This is a genomic window from Streptomyces sp. NPDC050560, from assembly GCF_044457285.1.
GTDB lineage: Bacteria > Actinomycetota > Actinomycetes > Streptomycetales > Streptomycetaceae > Streptomyces.
The window spans coordinates 17,595-35,580 of sequence record NZ_JBITGT010000027.1; the positions used below are offsets into that span (position 1 = coordinate 17,595).

The 17,986-nt window shown below is 76.0% G+C and carries 6 protein-coding genes; 4 read left to right on the plus strand and 2 right to left on the minus strand.

Features of this window, described 5'->3' with window-relative positions; genetic code table 11:
• Position 1: 1 nt before the first annotated feature.
• Together ACIBIW_RS36070 and ACIBIW_RS36075 are read right to left on the minus strand one after the other, a co-directional pair.
• On the minus strand, positions 2 to 7,801 hold the full coding sequence (locus ACIBIW_RS36070) for an amino acid adenylation domain-containing protein (RefSeq protein WP_399342654.1): 7,800 nt from the start codon (positions 7,799 to 7,801) through the stop codon (positions 2 to 4).
• Positions 7,782 to 10,586, minus strand: a complete 2,805-nt coding sequence (locus ACIBIW_RS36075; RefSeq protein ID WP_399342656.1) for an amino acid adenylation domain-containing protein — start codon at positions 10,584 to 10,586, stop codon at positions 7,782 to 7,784. The genes ACIBIW_RS36070 and ACIBIW_RS36075 overlap by 20 nt, the downstream gene beginning before the upstream one ends.
• A gap of 260 nt (positions 10,587 to 10,846) precedes the next feature.
• Between ACIBIW_RS36075 and ACIBIW_RS36080 the strand changes: the two genes are divergently transcribed.
• The 4 genes from ACIBIW_RS36080 (at position 10,847) to ACIBIW_RS36095 (ending at position 17,969) form a co-directional block, all read left to right on the plus strand.
• Positions 10,847 to 12,679: an amino acid adenylation domain-containing protein gene (locus ACIBIW_RS36080; protein WP_399342658.1), complete on the plus strand. Its 1,833-nt coding sequence runs from the start codon at positions 10,847 to 10,849 to the stop codon at positions 12,677 to 12,679.
• Between the two features lie 75 nt (positions 12,680 to 12,754).
• Entirely contained in the window at positions 12,755 to 15,925 is a 3,171-nt protein-coding gene (locus tag ACIBIW_RS36085) for an amino acid adenylation domain-containing protein (protein WP_399342660.1), read from the plus strand.
• Positions 15,922 to 16,737: a thioesterase II family protein gene (locus ACIBIW_RS36090; protein ID WP_399342662.1), complete on the plus strand. Its 816-nt coding sequence runs from the start codon at positions 15,922 to 15,924 to the stop codon at positions 16,735 to 16,737. Before ACIBIW_RS36085 ends, ACIBIW_RS36090 begins: the two co-directional genes overlap by 4 nt.
• Positions 16,734 to 17,969, plus strand: a complete 1,236-nt coding sequence (locus tag ACIBIW_RS36095; RefSeq protein ID WP_399342664.1) for a cytochrome P450 — start codon at positions 16,734 to 16,736, stop codon at positions 17,967 to 17,969. The genes ACIBIW_RS36090 and ACIBIW_RS36095 overlap by 4 nt, the downstream gene beginning before the upstream one ends.
• The last annotated feature ends 17 nt before the right edge of the window (positions 17,970 to 17,986 follow it).

Below are 17,986 nucleotides of genomic sequence, written 5' to 3' on the forward strand. Positions count from 1 at the left end.
GTCAGGACCCTCCGAGGGGGCGGTCGGGAGCGGCCACCGCGTCGCCGAGCAGCGTCAGGAAGCCGCGCAGCCGCTCGCGCACCGCCGCCTCGTCGAAAAGGGCGGTGCTGTACTCCAGCCAGCCGGAGAGCCCTTCCGGCGTCTCGTGGCAGCGCATGTGCAGCTCGTAGCGGCAGGTGCCGCGGTCGAGCGTGAGGGGCGTGGTGTCGAGGCCGCCGAGGGCGCCGTACGGGGACGGCAGGTTCTGGACGGCGAACATCGCCTGGCAGAGCGGCGGGCGGCGCCCGTCGTCCTGGTCGTGCGCGGCGGCCAGCGTCTCGTACGGCACGCCCCGGTGCTCCCAGACGTCGAGGAAGGTCTCCCGGGTCCTGGCCACGAGCTGGCGGAACGTGGGGCTGCCGCGGAGGTCGGCCGGGACCGGGACGATATCGGCGAAGGGGCCCGCGACCTGCTCGGACTCCGGGTCGGGGCGGTTCGCGACCGGTACCGCGACGAGCAGCCGCCCGGCGCCGGAGAGCCGGTGCAGCCAGTGCCCGAAGGCCGCGAGCAGCACCATGAAGACGGTCGCCCCCGCCTCGTCCGCGAGGCGGCGCACCCCGGCGGCGGCACCCGGGTCGATGTCGAAGGGCGCCACCGCCCCGGCGAGTGACCAGTGTGCGGGCCGCGGCCGGTCGGCGGGCAGCGCCAGCGGCAGCGGTACGCCGCGCAGCCGCTCCCGCCAGAAGGCGGCGTCCGCGGCGGCCCCTGGCCCTTCGAGCCGGGCGAGCAGTCCGGCGGCGTAGCGGTCGAAGCCCGGCACCGGCGGCAGCTCCGGCAGCCGGCCCGCGGCGAACTCGGCGTAGAGCGCGGTCAGGTCGCGCCCCAGCACCGACAGCGTCCAGCCGTCGGCGACGATGTGGTGCACCGTCAGGCCGAGCAGGCTTTCGTCCGGCCCCGAGCGGACCAGGACGGCGCGTACGGGCGGCCCCGCGGCCAGGTCGAAGGGCGCCCGCAGCTCCGCGGTGGCGAGCCCGATCGCCTCCCGCCACGGGTCGGCGGCGCCGCGGGTGTCGTGCCTGGCCAGCGGGGTCAGCACTCGCGGTGCCACGACGGCGGCAGGTCCCCCGCCGGTGTCGGGGAAGCGGGTGCGCAGCGCCGGGTGCCGGTCGGCGAGCGCGTCCAGGGCGCGGGCGAGGGCGACCTCGTCGACCTGCCCCGCGACCCGCACACAGAAGCCGATGTTGTACGCGGCGGTGTCGGGCCGGTCCCTCCAGTGCCGCCAGACGGACTCCTGGCCCGGGGTGAGGGCGGCGGGCCCCGCGGGCGCGGCCCCCGGTTCCGCTGTCGGCGGCGGCGCCGTGTCCTGCGCCGGGGCGGCGGAGTCGAGCCAGTGCGCCAGGGCGGCGACCGTGCGCAGGTCGAGGACCCGGCGCAGCGGCACCTCGCGCCCGGTGGCGCGGCGCAGCCTGGCGGCGAGCTGGGCCGCGAGCAGCGAGTGGCCGCCGCGGGCGAAGAACTCGTCCTGCCGCCCGACGGGCCGGTCGCCGATCCGCTCGTCGCCCAGCACCTCGGCGAACACGGCGGCGACGGTGCGTTCGGTGCCGGTGCGCGGCGGGTCCGCCGCCTCCGCGGGCTCGTCGAACGCGGCCAGTACCCGCCGGTCCACCTTGTTGTTGGGGGTGCGCGGCAGCGCGGGCAGCACCCGGATGACGGACGGCACCTGGGGCTCGGGCAGCAGCGCGCGCAGCGCGGCGCGGAGCGCGCCGGGGTCGAGCGCGGCGGGGGCGACACAGGCGACGAGCCGGATGCCGCCCCGCGGCGCGGCGCCCCGCACGGCGACGACCGCCGCCTCCTCGACGCCCGGCAGGGTGCGCAGCACGCTCTCCACGCCCGCGGGCTCCACCCGCTGTCCGCGGATCTTCACCTGGTCGTCGCCGCGGCCGAGGAACGTCAGCGTGCCGTCCTCCTCCCACCGCGCCAGGTCGCCGGTGCGGTAGGCGCGCGCCCCCGGGGTGCCGGAGAACGGGTCGGCCACGAAGCGTTCCGCGGTGAGCCCGGGGCGGCCGTGGTAGCCGTCGGCGAGCCGCCCGCCGCCGATCCACACCTCGCCCGGCACCCCGACGGGGCAGCGGCAGCCGTGCCGGTCGACGACCCACAGCCGGGCGCCCGCCACCGGCGCGCCCAGCGGTGCGGGGCCGCGGGCCCCCGGGTCCGCCTGGACCGTGGCGCTCGTCGTGGTCATGGTGGCCTCGGTCGGCCCGTACTGGTTGACCACCGTGGGCCGCCCGGCGAACGCGGCGCGGGCGCGGGCGCAGTCGGCCAGGTCGAGGGGTTCGCCCGCGGTCAGCAGCAGCCGCAGCCGGGCGCCCGGCGCCGGGCGCAGCTCCTCCGCGGCCCCGAGCAGCGCCCGCAGCAGTGTCGGCACCACGCTCGGCAGACAGCTCACCTCGTGCCGCTCGACGGCGGCGACGACGGCCCTCGGGTCGGTGGCGCGCTCGTCGTCGAGGAGGACGACGCGGGCGCCCGTCGTGAGCGGTCCGAGCAGGTCGCGCACGGAGGCGTCGAAGGCGAGTCCGGCGAGCTGGAGCACGGTGTCACCGGGGCCGAGGCCGAAGCCCGCCAGGTAGTCGCGGAGATAGGCGGCCGCCGCGGCGTGCGGGGTGCGCACCCCCTTGGGCGCGCCGGTGGAGCCCGAGGTGTAGACGAGGTACGCGAGCGCCGCGGGGTCGGTCGCGGCGGCGCTCGCGGGCACGGCCGGGTCCCGGGCGGCGATGGCGTCCGCCTCGTCGCCGAGTACCACGGTGGGCAGCCCGCCGCCCGCGCACACGCCCGCCCACGGCCGGTCCGTGACGAGGAGCGAGGCGCCGCTGTCGGCGAGCACGGCGCGCACGCGCGCGGGCGGGTGCCCGGGGTCGACGGCGACGTACGCGGCCCCGGCCAGCAGCACGGCGAGCACCGCGACCGGCTGCTCGGGCCCCCGGCCGAGTACGAGCCCCGCCAGCCCGCCGGGGCGCAGCCCGCGTGCCGTCAGATGCCGGGCGAGGCGCGCGGCCCGCTCGCCGAGCGCGCGGTAGGTCCACTCGCCGTCGTCCGTGACCAGCGCGACGGCCTCCGGGTCGGCGGCGACGCGGTCGAGGACCAGGGTGTGCAGACAGGTGGGCGCGGGGGCGGGGGCCGGGGGCCCGCCGGGGGCGGGGGCGGCGTGTGCTGCGGGCGCCGGTACGGGGAGGTGGGCGAGCGGTGTCCCGGGGGCGCGTACCGCCGTGTCGAGCACGGCCAGCAGATGGTCGGCCATGCGCCGGATGCGGGCCTCGCGGAACAGCGGCGTGCGGTACATGATCCAGCCGCCGAGCCCCCCGCCGCCGCTCCCGTCGGCCCCGTCGCCGCCGTCCTCGAACAGCGCGTTCAGGTCGGCCTTGGAGTGGGCGGGGGAGAACGGCCCGGGTTCGAGGACCACGCCGTCGCCGAACGCCAGGCCGCCCGCACGGACCGGGTCCATCGACACGGCGTAGCGCCCGAGCGCAGGGCCGTCGAGCCCGAGCGCGTCGACCACCTGGTCGAAGGGGAGCAGCCGGTGCTCCTGGGCTTCGAGCACGGCGGTGCGGGCCGCGCCGAGCAGCCCGCGGAAGCTCTGCTCAGGGCGCACCGGAATCCGCAGCACCGCGGTGTCGAGGAGCAGTCCGACGATGCCGTCGAGGTCGGCGCGCCCGCGGTCGGCGACCGGGACGGTCAGCACCACCTCGTCGGCGGCGCAGTGCCGGGCGAGCACGGCGGCGTACGCGGCGAGCAGCACCATGAACGGCGTACAGCCCTCGGCGCGCGCAAGATCCCGCGTGCCCGCCTCGGTCGCGGGCGGCACGGTCAGGCGCAGCGCGGCGCCCGCCGAGCCTTCGGCGCCGTCCCGCGGCGCGTCGGCGGGCAGTTCCAGCGGCGGCGGGCCGCCCGCCAGCCGCTCGCGCCAGTGCGCCAGCTCCGCCGCCCGTACCGCGTCGGTGATCCGGCGCTCGCGCCAGTGCGCGTAGTCGCCCGCGCCGAGCCGCGCGGGCAGGGCGGCGGGGCGGCCCGCGCGGGCGGCGAGGTAGCCGGTGCGCAGGTCGTCGAGGAGCACCCGGATCGACCAGCCGTCCGCGACGATGTGGTGCAGGGTGAGCGCCAGCACGGCCTCGCCGCCGCCGAGCGGCACGACGGCGGCCCGCACCGGCGGCCCCGCGGCCAGGTCGAAGCGGGTCCCGGTCTCCTCGGCGAGCAGGGCCGTGAGCGCGGCGTCGCGCTCCCGCTCCCCGAGGCCGCTCAGGTCCACGACGCGCGCGGCGAGTTCCGCGGCCCCGGCCACGGCGCGCACCGGACGCCCTTCGGCCGAGGGGAAGGAGGTGCGCAGCGCCTCGTGCGCCGCGGGCAGCGCGGCGACCGCCGCGAGCAGCGCGGGCACGTCGACGCCGCCGCGCAGCCGGCACACCACGGGCATGTTGTACGCGGGGTCGCCGGGGTCGAGCTGGTCGGCGAACCAGATCCGGGCCTCCGCGGCCGAGACGCACGCGCCGCCGCCGGGTACCGGCCGCACCGCCGCGGGACCCGCGCCCGCCGGGTCCTCGGGGGCCGCGGGCAGCGCGGCGACCCCGGCGGCGAAGGCGGCGAGCGTGGGCGCCTCGAAGAACAGCCGCAGCGGGACGTGCCTGCCCAGCTCCTCCCGGATCGCGAGCAGCGCCTCCATGGCGAGCAGCGAGTGCCCGCCGCGGGCGAAGAAGCCGTGGTTCCTGCCGACGCGCCCGACGCCGAGGCAGCGGGCCCAGATCGCGGCGAGGGCCTGCTCAAGCGCTCCCTCGGGCGGCTCGTACCCGCCAGCGGGCTCGTCCTCGGGTTCAGGCTCCGGCAGGCTCCTGCGGTCGACCTTGCCGCTGGAGAGCAGCGGGAACCCGGTCAGCACGGCGAAGGCGGCCGGGACCATGTGCGCGGGCAGCCGTGCGGCCAGCCAGCCGCGCAGCTCCTCGCCGTCCGGCCGGGCGTCGCCCGCGGGCAGCAGGTACGCCACGAGCCGGGGGCCGCCGGGCCGGTCGTTCCTGGCCGCGACCACCGCGCGGCCGACCGCGGGGTGCTCGGCGAGCACCGCCTCGATCTCGCCAGGCTCGATTCGCATCCCGCGGATCTTGACCTGGCCGTCGGCGCGGCCGAGGTAGTCGAGGCTCCCGTCGGGCAGCCGCCGCACCAGGTCGCCGGTGCGGTACAGCCGCCCGCCCGGCGGCCCGAACGGGTCGGCCACGAACTGCTCCGCTGTCGTGCCAGGACGCCCCAGATAGCCGCGGGCGAGCTGCACCCCGCCGACGTGGAGCACGCCGGGCACGCCGACCGGCTGCGGTGCGAGCGAGGCGTCGAGCACATGGCAGCGCACGTTGTCGACGGGGGTGCCGATCGGCACCGTGTCGGCGCCGGGCGTACAGCGCCCCGCGCTGACGTTCACGGCCGTCTCGGTGGGCCCGTACGCGTTGTACAGCTCGGCCCCGAACGTGTCGAGGCAGCGTGCGGCAAGCTCGGGCGGCAGCGGCTCGCCCGCGCTCTTGAGCACCCGCAGCGCGGGCAGCGGGGTGTCCCCGCCGTGGTCGAGCAGCGCGGCCAGCATGGTCGGCACGAACCGCGCGTACGTCACCCGCTCACGGGCCAGCAGCGCGCGCAGATAGCCGGGGTCGCGGTGGCCGCCGGGGGCCGCGACGACCAGCCGTGCCCCGGCGGTGAGCGCGGCGAACACCTCCACCACCGAGTCGTCGAAGGTGACGTTGGTCTTCAGCAGCACCGTCTCGCCGGGGCCGAGGCCGAAGCGGTCGATCTGCCAGCGGATCTGGTTGTGCGCGGCCCGGTGCGTCACCATCACGCCCTTGGGGCGTCCTGTGGAGCCCGACGTGTAGAACACATAGGCCAACTGGTCGGGCAGCGCGGCCGGTTCCTCCCAGGTGCCGGGCCGCGCGGCGATCGCCGCGGCGTGCGCGTCGAGGAGCACGGGCTCGCGGCCCGCCGCCTCGATCGGGCCCGCGTGGCAGGCGAGGCCGACGACGAGCCGCGCGCCGGCGTCCTCCAGCACGGCGGCGGTACGCCGCTGCGGGTGCTCGGGGTCGAGCGGCAGATAGGGGGCGCCCGCCCTGACGACCGCGACGATCGCCACCGGCAGCGCGAGGGAGCGCTCAAGCAGTACGCCGACGGGCTCGTCGGGCGCGGCGCCCAGCGCCCGCAGGTGGTGCGCGAGCCGGTTGGCCCGCCGGTCGAACTCCCGGTACGTCAGCTCCTCGCCGTCCAGTACCAGCGCGACGGCGTCCGGGTCGAGGGCCGCGCCCCCCGCCACCATGGCGGCCAGGTCGGCGGGGCCCGGGTGGGCGCGCTTCGGGCCCGCAGCGTGCCGGGCGGCGAGCGCGCGCCCCTCTGCGTCGAGCAGCGGCAGCGTCCCGACCGGCGCCCCGGGGTCGGCGACGGCGGCCGCGGTGAGGGCGGTGAGGTGGTCGAGCATCCGGGCGGCGGTGGGCTCGTCCCACAGCTCGCGGTCGTATTCGAGGGCGAGTTCGTAGCCGCCGCCCTCGTCGGTGATCTCCAGGGTCAGGTCGAACTTGGCGGTGACCGCGGCGTCGCAGGGCACGTACGCGGCCTTGGCGTCGCCGAGGGCCGACGCGCTCTGGTCGGCGCCGTTCCAGACCAGCATCACCTGGAAGAGCGGCGTTCCCGCGAGGTCGCGCGACACCGGCAGGGCCTCCACCACCCGCTCGAACGGCGCCTCCTGGTGGGCGAAGGCGGCGGCGGTCTCACCGCGCGCCTGTTCGAGCAGCTCGCGGAAGGCGAGCCAGGGGCGGCAGTCGGCGCGCAGCACCACGGTGTTGACGAACAGGCCGATCAGCCCCGTGGTGTCCGGCCGGGTGCGGCCCCCCACCGGGACGCCGACGAGCAGGTCGCCCTGGCCTGACAGCCGGTACAGCAGGGTCTGGAAGCAGGCGAGCAGCACCATGAAAGGCGTCGCCGCCGTGTCGCGCGCCAGCGCCCGTACGCCGTCGGCGGCCCCGGCGTCGAGATGGCCGCGCACGATGCCGCCCGGCCTGGTGCGGTGGGCCGGCGGGCGCCGGTCGGCGGGCAGTTCGAGCGCGGGCGGCGGGTCGGCCAGCCGCTGCCTCCAGTACCCGAGCTGTTCGTCGTGGCCGCCCCGCGCACCGTGGCGGCGCTCCCGGGCGGCGTGGTCGGCGTAGCGGATCGCGGGCGCCTCGGGGGCCGGGCCCCGGCCGAGTTCGGCCGCGTACCCGCTGGTGAGTTCGCGCCGCAGGATGTCGAACGACCAGCCGTCGACCGCGATGTGATGCGCCGTCAGCACCAGGTGGTGGAGGGTGTCGTGGGTGCGGGCGAGCAGCCCCCGCCACACCGGGCCGCGGCGCAGGTCGAAGGTGCGGGCGAGTTCCCGCGCCTGCAACTCGGCGACCGCGTCCGGCCCTTCGGGCAGCGGGGTGTGCCGCAGGGTGAACGACGGGGCGCGCGGCACCAGGGTCTCGGTGCCGTCGCGCCGCTCGTAGACGGAGCGCAGCACCTCGTGGCGCTCCTCGATGCCGCGCAGCGCGCGTTCGAGCGCGGCGCCGTCGAGCGGTCCCTCGATGCGCAGCGTGAGGATGAGGTGGTAGGCGGAGGTGCCGGGCTCCAGTTCTTCAAGGAAGAGCATCCGCTCCTGCGCGGGGGCTGCGGGTCCCGGGCCGCTGCCGCGTTCGGCGGCCGCGCCGGGGCCGCGCCGCTCGCGGGCCGCGCGCAGCCGCCGGTCGAGCAGGTCGCGGAGCCGGTCCGCGCGGTCGTCAGACCCGTCCTTCGCCACCGTGGCACCCCGTCCCGTTCGCCTCGCCTGCCGCCTTGCCCGCCGCTTCCCCGCCGCCCGCGGCGCCGCCGTCCACCGCCGTGGCGGCCGCGTCCGTGCCGCTGCCCTCCGCGTCGATCTCGTCGAGGAGCGCCCGTTCGACCAGGGCGGAGAGTCCGGCGACGGTCGGGTGGTTGAGCATGTCGAGCGGGGGCACGCCGACCCCCAGATCGCTCTTCAGCCGCGCCACGACCATGGCCATCAGCATCGAGTGGCCGCCGAGGTCGAAGAAGTTGTCGTGGACGCCGATGGGCCCGGTCCCGAGCGCGTCGGCCCAGACCGCGGCCACGGCCTCCTCGACCGGGGTGCGCGGCGCCACGTGCGGGGCGCGCGGCCCCTGCGCGGGGTCGGGGGCCGGCAGCGCGGCCCGGTCGAGCTTGCCGTTGGCGGTGGCGGGCAGCGCGTCGAGCACGGTCACCTGCGCGGGCACCATGTACGGCGGCAGCCGGTCGGCGAGAGCGTCGCGCAGCCCGGCCGGGTCGAGCGCGGCCCCGGGGTGCGGCACGGCGTACGCGGCGAGCAGCAGCGCGGGCGCGGTGCCGTGCACGGCGGCCACCGCGGAGGCCACCCCGGGCAGCGCCGCGAGGCACGCCTCGACCTCCCCCAGCTCGACCCGGTAGCCGCGGATCTTCACCTGGTGGTCCTGGCGGCCGAGGAACTCGATGGTGCCGTCGGCCCAGAAGCGCGCCCGGTCGCCGGTCCTGTAGAGCCGCGCCCCCGGCACCCGGCCGAACGGGTCGGGGATGAACTTGTCGGCGGTCAGGGCGGGGTCGGCGTGGTAGCCGGTGGCCAGGCAGTCGCCGCCGATGCACAGGTCCCCGGGGGCGCCCACGGGCGCCGGGTGCAGTGCGGCGTCGAGCACGTAGTAGCGGGCGTTGGCGATCGGGCGGCCGTACGGGATGCTCGTCCAGTCGGGGGCGACCTTGCCGACGGGGAAGTGGTTGGACCATATCGCCGCCTCGGTGGCGCCGCCGAGCGCGACGACCTCGGGCTCGGCGAAGGCGGCCCGCACGGTGTCGGGCAGCGTCAGCGGTACCCAGTCGCCGCTCAGGAACACCAGCCGCAGCGAGTGCCGGGCGCGCGGCTCGCGCTGTGCGAGGAACGGTTCGAGCTGCTGGAGCGCGGCGGGCGCCGAGTCCCAGAAGGTGACGGGCTCGCCGTCGAGCAGGGCGAGCAGCCGCTCGGGGTCGCGCACCTCGCGCTCGTCCGCCACCCGGATGCTGCCGCCCGCGGCGAGCAGTCCGAACACGTCGTACACCGACAGGTCGAAGCTCAGGGAGGCCACGAACAGGACCTGGTCCCCGGGGCCGACGCGGTAGGTGTCGTTGACCCAGCGGACCAGGTTGACCACGGGGGCGTGGGTGAGCGTCACGCCCTTGGGGGTGCCGGTGGAGCCCGAGGTGAAGATCGTGTACGCGGGGTCGCGGGGGCGGGCGCGGTGGGGCGCCGGGGCCCCTGGCCCCGGCTCGGCGAGCGCGTGCGCCACCGTGACCGCGGGCGGCCGCGGGCCCTCGGCGTCCTCGGCGTCCTCGGCGGGGACGCCGGGCGCGCCGTCGCCCACCCAGAGCACGTGGCGCAGTTCCGGCAGCCCCTGGCAGCGCCGCAGCACCTCGGGTACGGCGTCCGCGTCGGTGAGGACGACCGGCGCCGCCACCGCCGCGACCAGCTCCCGTACCCGCTCGGCGGGCAGCCCGGGATCGACGGGCGCGTAGGCGGCGCCCGCCCTGACCACCCCGAGCAGCGCGACCACGGCGTGCACGGTGCGGCGCAGGCTCAGCGCCACCGTGTCGCCGCGGCCGACCCCGGCGGCGGCGAGCCGGGCGGCAAGACGCCCGGAGGCCGCGTCGAGTTCGGCGTACGTGTACCGGCTTTGGCCCTGGACGACGGCGAGTGCGTCCGGGGTGCGGGCGGCCTGCCGCTCGAACAGCTCGTGCAGACAGCAGGGTTCGCCGAGGTCGCGGCCGGTGTCGTTCCACTCCCCCACGATCCGTGCGCGCTCCCGCGCGGGCAGGGTGGCGAGCCCGCCGACCGGGGCGGCGGCGGGGGCTTCCGCGAGCGCCGAGAGGGTCAGGTCGAGGTGGTCGAGCAGCCGCAGCGCGTCGGCGTCGGTGAGGCTGTCCGCGACACGGTCGAGGTGGAGCCCGGGCTCCGCGCCCAGCGCGACGCCGATCTCGATACGGTGCTCGGCTGTCTCGATACGGTGCTCGGCCGTCTCCGTGCGCCGCGCGGCGGCCGTCGGGCCTCCGGCCCCGTGGGTGCAGCGCAGCGCCGTCCCGAACAGCGCCTCGACGGGTTCCGCGCCCTCGGCGGGTTCCGCGCCCTCCGCGAGTTCGGCGCACGACGCGAGCTCCGCCGGGGTCAGCACCGCGTGCGCCGCCCCGCGCTCGTGGTCGTCGCGCACACCGCGGAGGAAGGCGCCGACGCCGAGCGACGGGTCCACGCGCACCCGCAACGGCCGTGCCGGGCCGCCCGGTTCGCCGGGGACCACGCCGAAGACCACGTCGCGCTCGCCCGAGTGGGCGGCGAACACCAGCGCCCACGCGGCGCACACCAGATGCTCCGCCCGTACGCCCGCGGCCGCCGCGGCCCGTTCGAGACCGGCGGCCCGTGTCGTCGGCCACGTCAGGCGCGAGCGCTCGCGCCGCCCCCCGCCCGTGGCCCAGGACCGCTCCACGCCGAGACGGGTGGGCTGGACGAAGCCGGCGAGCAGCGTCCTCCAATACCGTAGCGCCTGCTCTGTTTCCACCCGGTACTCCTTAGTTCCGTGGATGACAAGGCCGGTGAAACGGTCGGCATTCAGCAGGTTCGAGCCCCGAATTCGGGAAGTCAATGGCCCGACTCCCGTATATGGCCGATGAATAGCGGACCGATAACCGCCGCCTTCGGAGCGAATAGGGGCCGGATAGCGGGGGTCTTTACACTGCCGGAAAATCCGGAGGTGAAGGGTCGGCGTACGCACCGGCTTCCTCAGCGGAACCGGGAAATCCGGGCGGGAACGGAGAGCTGATGGAGAGCGGTTCTGCCACATTGACCCACGAGGTGTTCGCGGGGTGGGTGGGGGTGTGTCCTGGTGCGGTGGCGGTGGTGGGGGGTGGGTGTTCGTTGTCGTATGGGGAGGTGGATGTGTGGGCGGGGCGTCTTGCGGGGGTGTTGCGTGGGTGTGGGGTGGGGCCTGAGGTGGTGGTGGGGGTGTGTGTGCCGCGGTCGGTTGTGTGGCCTGTGGTGGTGTTGGCGGTGTTGCGGGCGGGGGGTGTGTTTGTGCCGTTGGACCCGGAGTATCCGGGGGAGCGGTTGGAGTTCATGGTGCGTGACTGTGGTGCGGCGGTGGTGGTGGGCAGTGGTGGGGTTGCTGAGCAGGTGGCGGGTGCGTGTGGGGTGCCGTTGGTGGCGCCGGAGGTGTCTGACGAGGGTGATGGTGTGGGTGTGGTGGGGGATGTCGGTCTGGTGCCGGGGAATCTGGCGTATGTGATCTATACGTCGGGTTCGACGGGGCGGCCCAAGGGCGTCCAGATCACCCACGGCTCGCTGAGCAACCTCCTGACGGCGATGGGGCCCGCGCTGGAGGCGGGGCCAGGACGCACCACCCTCCAGTGCGTCTCCTTCGGCTTCGACATCTCCGTCGCCGACACCCTGACCACCCTCACGCACGGCGGCACCCTCGCCATCGCCGCCAAGGAGGAGGTCGCCTCGCCTGACTTGCTGTCCTCCCGGCTGCTGGCCGACCGGGTCCACACGGTGGTGCTGCCGCCCTCCGTCCTCGCGACGGTGGACGGCAGGACCTTCCCCGACCTGCGGGTGGTGATCTCGGGCGGCGAGGCGTGCCCGCCCAAGCTCGCGGCCTCGTTCGCCGCCCGCTTCCGCTTCCTCAACGGCTACGGACCGACCGAGACCGCGGTCGCCGCCTCGCTCTTCGAGGTGCCGCCCGGCTTCGGGGAGCGGGCCGCCGTCCCCATCGGGACCGCGGTGGACGGCGCCTCGCTGTACGTGGTGGACGGCGCGGGGGCCCCGGCGGCGCCCGGCGCCACGGGCGAGATCTGCGTCGGCGGCACCGGCGTCGCCCGCGGCTATCTGCGCCGCCCCGGCCTGACCGCCGCCGCCTTCGTCGCCGACCCGTTCTCCGGTGTGCCCGGCGCCCGTATGTACCGCACGGGGGACCTCGGCGCCCTGCTGCCCGACGGCACCCTGGAGTTCCGCGGCCGCGCCGACCACCAGGTCAAGATCCGCGGCCACCGTGTCGAACTCGACGAGATCGAGAAGACCCTCGAACGCCACCCGTGGGTGGGCCAGGCCGCGGTGGTCGTCACCGAGTCCGGCTTCGTCGGCCCCCAGCTCCGCGCGTTCGTGGTGCCCGCGCGCACCGGGGCCGCGGCGCCGCCCGCCCCGACCGGCGCCGAGCTGCGGCGCCACCTGGCCGCGGAGCTGCCCGACTACATGCTCCCCAACTCCACCACGCCGCTCGCGGAGTTCCCCCTCACCGCGAACCACAAGATCGACCGCGCCGCCCTTGCCGCCAGGGGCGCGGCCGCGCGGCGGCGCGGTGCGGCACCCGTCGCGCCCCGCACCCCGCTGGAGAGCGACCTCGTACGGATGTGGCGGGAAGCACTCGAAGAGCCGGAGATCGGGGTCCGCGACGACTTCTTCGAACTGGGCGGCCACTCCCTGCTCGCGGCGCAGTTGGTCGCCAGGATCGAGAAGAGCCACGGAGTGCGCCTGTCGCTGGAGACCCTGCTCGCGCACGGCAGAACCGTCGAGGACCTGGCCAGGGCGGTCGCGGGCGCGGCGCCAGAACGGGCCGCGCCCCGCAGGCCCATCACCCGTATCCGGCGCCCCGGGCGCTGAGCGGCGCCGGGCCGGGGGCGCCGCCTCCGGCAGGCGCCGCGGCCCGCGGCGCCCATCCGATGTGAAGGAGTGGGCATGGAGCTGACCGAGGAGTTCGCCGTACCGGCGTCGTACTCCCAGCGCAGGCTGTGGTTCCTCGAACAGATGGAGGAGGGCGGCGCCGCCTGGAACATCCAGATGGTGCTGCGGCTGCGCGGCCCCCTCGGCACGGGGCTGCTGAACTCGGCGCTCAACGCGGTCGTGCGGCGCCACGAGGCGCTGCGCACCACGTTCACCGCGCGGGACGGCGAACCGACGCAGGTGGTGCGGCCCTGGTCGGACGTCGGGTGGGAGGACGTGCCGTGCGACCGGGGCGGCGGCGACCCCGCGGCGGTCGCGGACGAATGGCTCTCCCACGCCTGGCAACGGCCCTTCGACATCGAGGCGGGGCCGCTGTGGCGGGCCGCGCTGCTGCGGCTCGGGGAGCGGGAGCACCGGCTGGCGCTGTGCCTGCACCATCTCGTCGCCGACGGCTGGTCGCTCCAGGTGCTCTACCGGGAGCTGACCGAGAACTACCGGCGGCTGCGGGCCGGGGAGCCGCCGCTCGGCGACGACCTGGAGATCCAGTACCCGGACTTCGCCGTCTGGGAGCGGGAGAACCTCACCCCCCGCACCCTCGAAGGGTCCATGGACGTGTGGCGGCGGCGGCTCAAGGGCGCCGAGGACCCCACGGAGCTGCCCGCCGACAGACGCCGCACCGCCGGCACCGCGGCCCGCGGCGACATGCGGCTCACCGTGCTGCCCCAGGACCTCGTCGACGACATCCGCGCCTTCGCGGCGGGCCGGGGCGCCACCGTCTTCATGGTGCTGCTCGCGGCGTTCGACACGCTGCTGCACCGCTACTCGGGGCGTACCGACGTGATGGTCGGCGTCCCCGTCGCGGGCCGCGCCCAGCCCGGGCTCGACGAGCTGATCGGCTGCTTCGTCAACACCCTCGTCCTCCGTGCCGACCTGGACGGCGATCCGACGTTCGACGAACTGCTCTCCCGTGTGCGCGACGTCTCCCTCGAAGCGATCAGGCACCAGGAAGTGCCGCTCGAATGGCTGGTGGAGGAGCTGCGCCCCGACCGGGACCGGGACCGGCAGCCGTTCTTCCAGGCCGTGCTCCACCTCGCCGAGGTCTCCCTGCGCTCCGACGACGTCGAAGGGCTCACCGTCGACGTGATGCGGATGGACACCCAGGCCCCCGGCGTCGACCTGGCGTTGACCCTCGTCCCCTCCGACTCGGGGCTCGCCGCGGCCTGGGAGTTCGACGCCGCGCTCTTCGACCCCGGGACCGTCGAGCGGATGCAGACCCACTTCCGCACGCTCCTCGAAGCGGCCGTGGCCGAACCGGGGCTGCGCCTCTCGCGGCTGCCGATGCTGGGCGCCAGGGAGCACGACGCGCTGGTCGCCCCCGGCCCCGCGGCCGCGGAAGGCCCCCTGCTGCACGAGGTGTTCGCGGGGTGGGTGGGGGTGTGTCCTGGTGCGGTGGCGGTGGTGGGGGGTGGGTGTTCGTTGTCGTATGGGGAGGTGGATGTGTGGGCGGGGCGTCTTGCGGGGGTGTTGCGTGGGTGTGGGGTGGGGCCTGAGGTGGTGGTGGGGGTGTGTGTGCCGCGGTCGGTTGTGTGGCCTGTGGTGGTGTTGGCGGTGTTGCGGGCGGGGGGTGTGTTTGTGCCGTTGGACCCGGAGTATCCGGGGGAGCGGTTGGAGTTCATGGTGCGTGACTGTGGTGCGGCGGTGGTGGTGGGCAGTGGTGGGGTTGCTGAGGGGGTGGCGGGTGCGTGTGGGGTGCCGTTGGTGGCGCCGGAGGTGTCTGACGAGGGTGCTGGTGATGGTGTGGGTGTGGTGGGGGATGTCGGTCTGGTGCCGGGGAATCTGGCGTATGTGATCTATACGTCGGGTTCGACGGGGCGGCCGAAGGGCGTCCAGATCACCCACGGCTCGCTCGCCTCGGTGCTGGCCGCGCAGCGCGAACTGCTGCCGCTCGGACCCGACGACACCGTGTTGCAGTTCTGCTCGCCGAGCTTCGACGCGTCGGTCTTCGAGACCGGGCTCGCCTTCGGCGCGGGAGCGCGCCTGGTGCTCGGCACCCGGGACGAACTGGCCCCGGGCGAGCCGCTGGCGGAGCTGATGCGCAGGCACCGGGTCACCTGCTGGACGGCGCCGCCGTCCGCCATCGCCGCCCTCGGCGCCGCCGACGTACCGAGCCTGCGGGTCCTGATCGGGGCGGGCGAGGTGCTGACCGCCGAGACCGTACGGCACTGGAGCGGCCGGGCGCGGTGCTTCAACCTCTACGGCCCCACCGAGGCCACCATCTGGGCCACAGGACACGAGACACGGCCGTCCGACACCGCGGGGCCGCTGCCGATCGGCACCGCGATACCCGGATACCGCGCGCTGGTCCTCGACGCCCATCTGCGCCCGGTGCCCGCCAATGTCGTCGGCGAGCTGTACCTCGGCGGCACCGGCACGGCACGCGGCTACCTCGGCAGGCCGGACCTCACCGCGGAGCGCTTCGTCGCCGACCCGTACTCCCGGGAGCCCGGCGGCCGCCTCTACCGGACCGGAGACCTCGTGCGCCGACGCTCCGACGGGGATCTTGAGTTCGCGGGCCGCGCCGACGGCCAGATCAAGATCCGCGGCTTCCGTGTCGAACCGGGCGAGATCGAGTCCGCGCTCACCGCGCACCCCGCGGTGCGCGAGTGCGCGGTGGTGGCCCGCGCCGACGCGCTCGGTACCGTGGCCCTGACGGCCTGTGTGGTACGGGAGCCGGGCGGGCCCGAGGTGACGGCGCCCGAGCTGCGCGGCCATCTGGAGGCGCGGCTCCCCGCCCACTGCGCGCCCGCGGGCTATCTCTTCCTGGAGAGCCTGCCGTTCACCGGCAACGGCAAGACCGACCTCGCGGCCCTGCGGGCGCTGCTCGACGAGGCGCCCGAGCAGGGCGGGCCGCGCGCCGGGTACGAGGCACCGCGCTCCCCGCTCGAAGAGGTGCTGGCCGGGATCTGGCAGGAAGTGCTCGACATCCCCCGGGTCGGCGTCCACGACGACTTCTTCGAGGCGGGCGGGCACTCCCTGCTCGCGGCCCAGGTCATCGCCCGGATCAGGGCGGCGACCGGGGTGTCGGTACCGGTGCGGATGCTTTTCGAGCACCGGGTGCTCGCCGACCTCGCCGAGGCGGTCATGGAGCGCGCTCTCGAAGAGGAGCGCGGGGCGGGCGGGCGATGAGCACGCCGTGGCTGATGGAGTGGCTGGCCGCCGCCCGGCCCGAGCGGCTGCTGGTGTGCTGCCACCACGCGGGCGGCGGCGCCGGGCAGTTCCGCCGCTGGCGTGAGCGGCTCGCGCCCGGCACCACGGTGCTCGCGCTGCAACTCCCCGGCCGCCAGAGCCGCTGGGACGAGCCGGTACCGCGCTCCATGGAGGAGGCGGTCACGGGCGCGTTCGAGGCCCTGCGGCACCGGATCGACCGCCCCTACACGGTCTTCGGGCACAGCATGGGCGCCCTCGTCGGCTACGAGACGGCCCGCAGGCTCGGCGCGGAGGCCGGTCTGTGGCCCGAGCGGCTGATCGCCTCCGCGTCCCTGCCGCCGCACCGGCCGCAGGGCGTCCCCGAGCTGCGCGGCCTCGACGACGCCGGGCTGATCGGGTACTTCGTCGGGAACGGCACCCTGCCCGGCTGGGTCGCGGACGACCCCGACCTCCAGCGGCTGCTGCTCGCGCCGCTGCGCGGGGACATCGCGCTGTGCGACGGCTACCGGCACCGTCCCGGGCCGCCGCTGCCCTGCCCGATCACCGTGTGCGGCGGCCTTGACGACACCGGTCTCGACGCGCGCGACCTGGACGGATGGCGGGCGTACGGCTCCGCGGGCTGCGAGCGGCGGATGTTCCGCGGCGGCCATCTCTTCCACCTGGAACCCGACTCGGGCCTGCTTCCCTTCCTCGCCTCCCTCGCCGCCCCCGTACCCTCTGCCACCCCCGCTTCCCTTCCCGCGCCCGCCACCGGGCCCGGCCCCGTACACCTCCAGGAGGAGCCGCGATGACCACGACGGATCTGGGGGACCCGGCGTCCGTGGACGTCGCGGACCCCGAACTGCACGGCGCCGACGCACTGCACCCGGTGTGGCGCTGGCTGCGCCGCAACGACCCGGTGCGCTGGAGCGTGCGCGCGGACGGGACGGCGTACTGGTCCGTCACCACCCACGCCGAGGCGGTACGGGTGCTGCGCGACAGCGGGACCTTCTCCTCGGAGCGCGGCATGCGGCTGGGCGGGGACGCCAGGGCGGCGGCCGCCGCCTCCCGCAGGATGCTCATCGTCACGGACCCGCCGCGGCACGCCGCGATCCGCCGCATCATCGGCTCCGCCTTCACCGCGCGCACCGTGCACCGGCTTGAGCAGAACATGCGCACCACCGTCACCGCGGCCCTCGACCGCGCACTCGGCCAGGACACCTGCGACTTCGTCGACACGGCCGCCCTGCTCCCGGTGTCCGTCATCTGCGACCTGCTCGGCGTGCCCCGCGAGGACTGGGGCTTCATGCGGGAGCGCACCACCGTGGCCTTCAGCGCCGTCGACGAGCACGGCGCCCCCACGGACGCCGCGGTCGAGGCGCACGCCGAGATCCTGCTGTACTACGCGGAATTGGCCGAGCGGCGCAGGCGCAGCCCGGGCGACGACGTCGTCACCGCGCTCGTACGGGGCGAGGTCGACGGCAGGCCGCTCAGCGACGAGGAGATCTTCCTCAACTGCGACGGCCTGATCTCGGGGGGCAACGAGACCACCCGGCACGCCGCGGTGGGCGGACTGCTGGCCCTCGCGGCGCGGCCCGAGGCATGGCAGGCGCTCTGCGACGACCCCGGCCTCGTACCGACCGCCGTCGACGAGATCCTGCGCTGGACCTCCCCCGGCGCGCACACCCTGCGCACCGCGACCCGGGACACGGAACTCGGCGGCCGTACGGTCGGCGCCGGGGAGTCCGTCGTCGTCTGGGGGCCCTCGGCCAACCGCGACGAGGCGGTCTTCGACGAGCCCGACGCCTTCGTGATCGACAGGAAGCCCAACCGGCACCTGACCTTCGGTCACGGCGCCCACTACTGCCTCGGCGGCGCCCTGGCGGTGAGCGAACTGCGGGTCCTCTTCGGCGAACTGCGGCAGCGGGTGGCGGGGGTCGAGGTGGCGGGCCCGGTGCGCAGGGTGCGGTCCAACCACATCGCGGGCTTCGAGGAGGCCGTGGTGGCCCTGCGCCCCGCCGCGGCGCCCCGCACCACGCCCTGACCACCGGCGGGCGCACA

Coding starts and splice junctions, on each gene's coding strand:
- ACIBIW_RS36080 (WP_399342658.1), top strand. CDS start 10,847: ATGGAGAGCGGTTCTGCCACATTGACCCACGAGGTGTTCGCGGGGTGG.
- ACIBIW_RS36090 (WP_399342662.1), top strand. CDS start 15,922: ATGAGCACGCCGTGGCTGATGGAGTGGCTGGCCGCCGCCCGGCCCGAG.
- ACIBIW_RS36095 (WP_399342664.1), top strand. CDS start 16,734: ATGACCACGACGGATCTGGGGGACCCGGCGTCCGTGGACGTCGCGGAC.
- ACIBIW_RS36085 (WP_399342660.1), top strand. CDS start 12,755: ATGGAGCTGACCGAGGAGTTCGCCGTACCGGCGTCGTACTCCCAGCGC.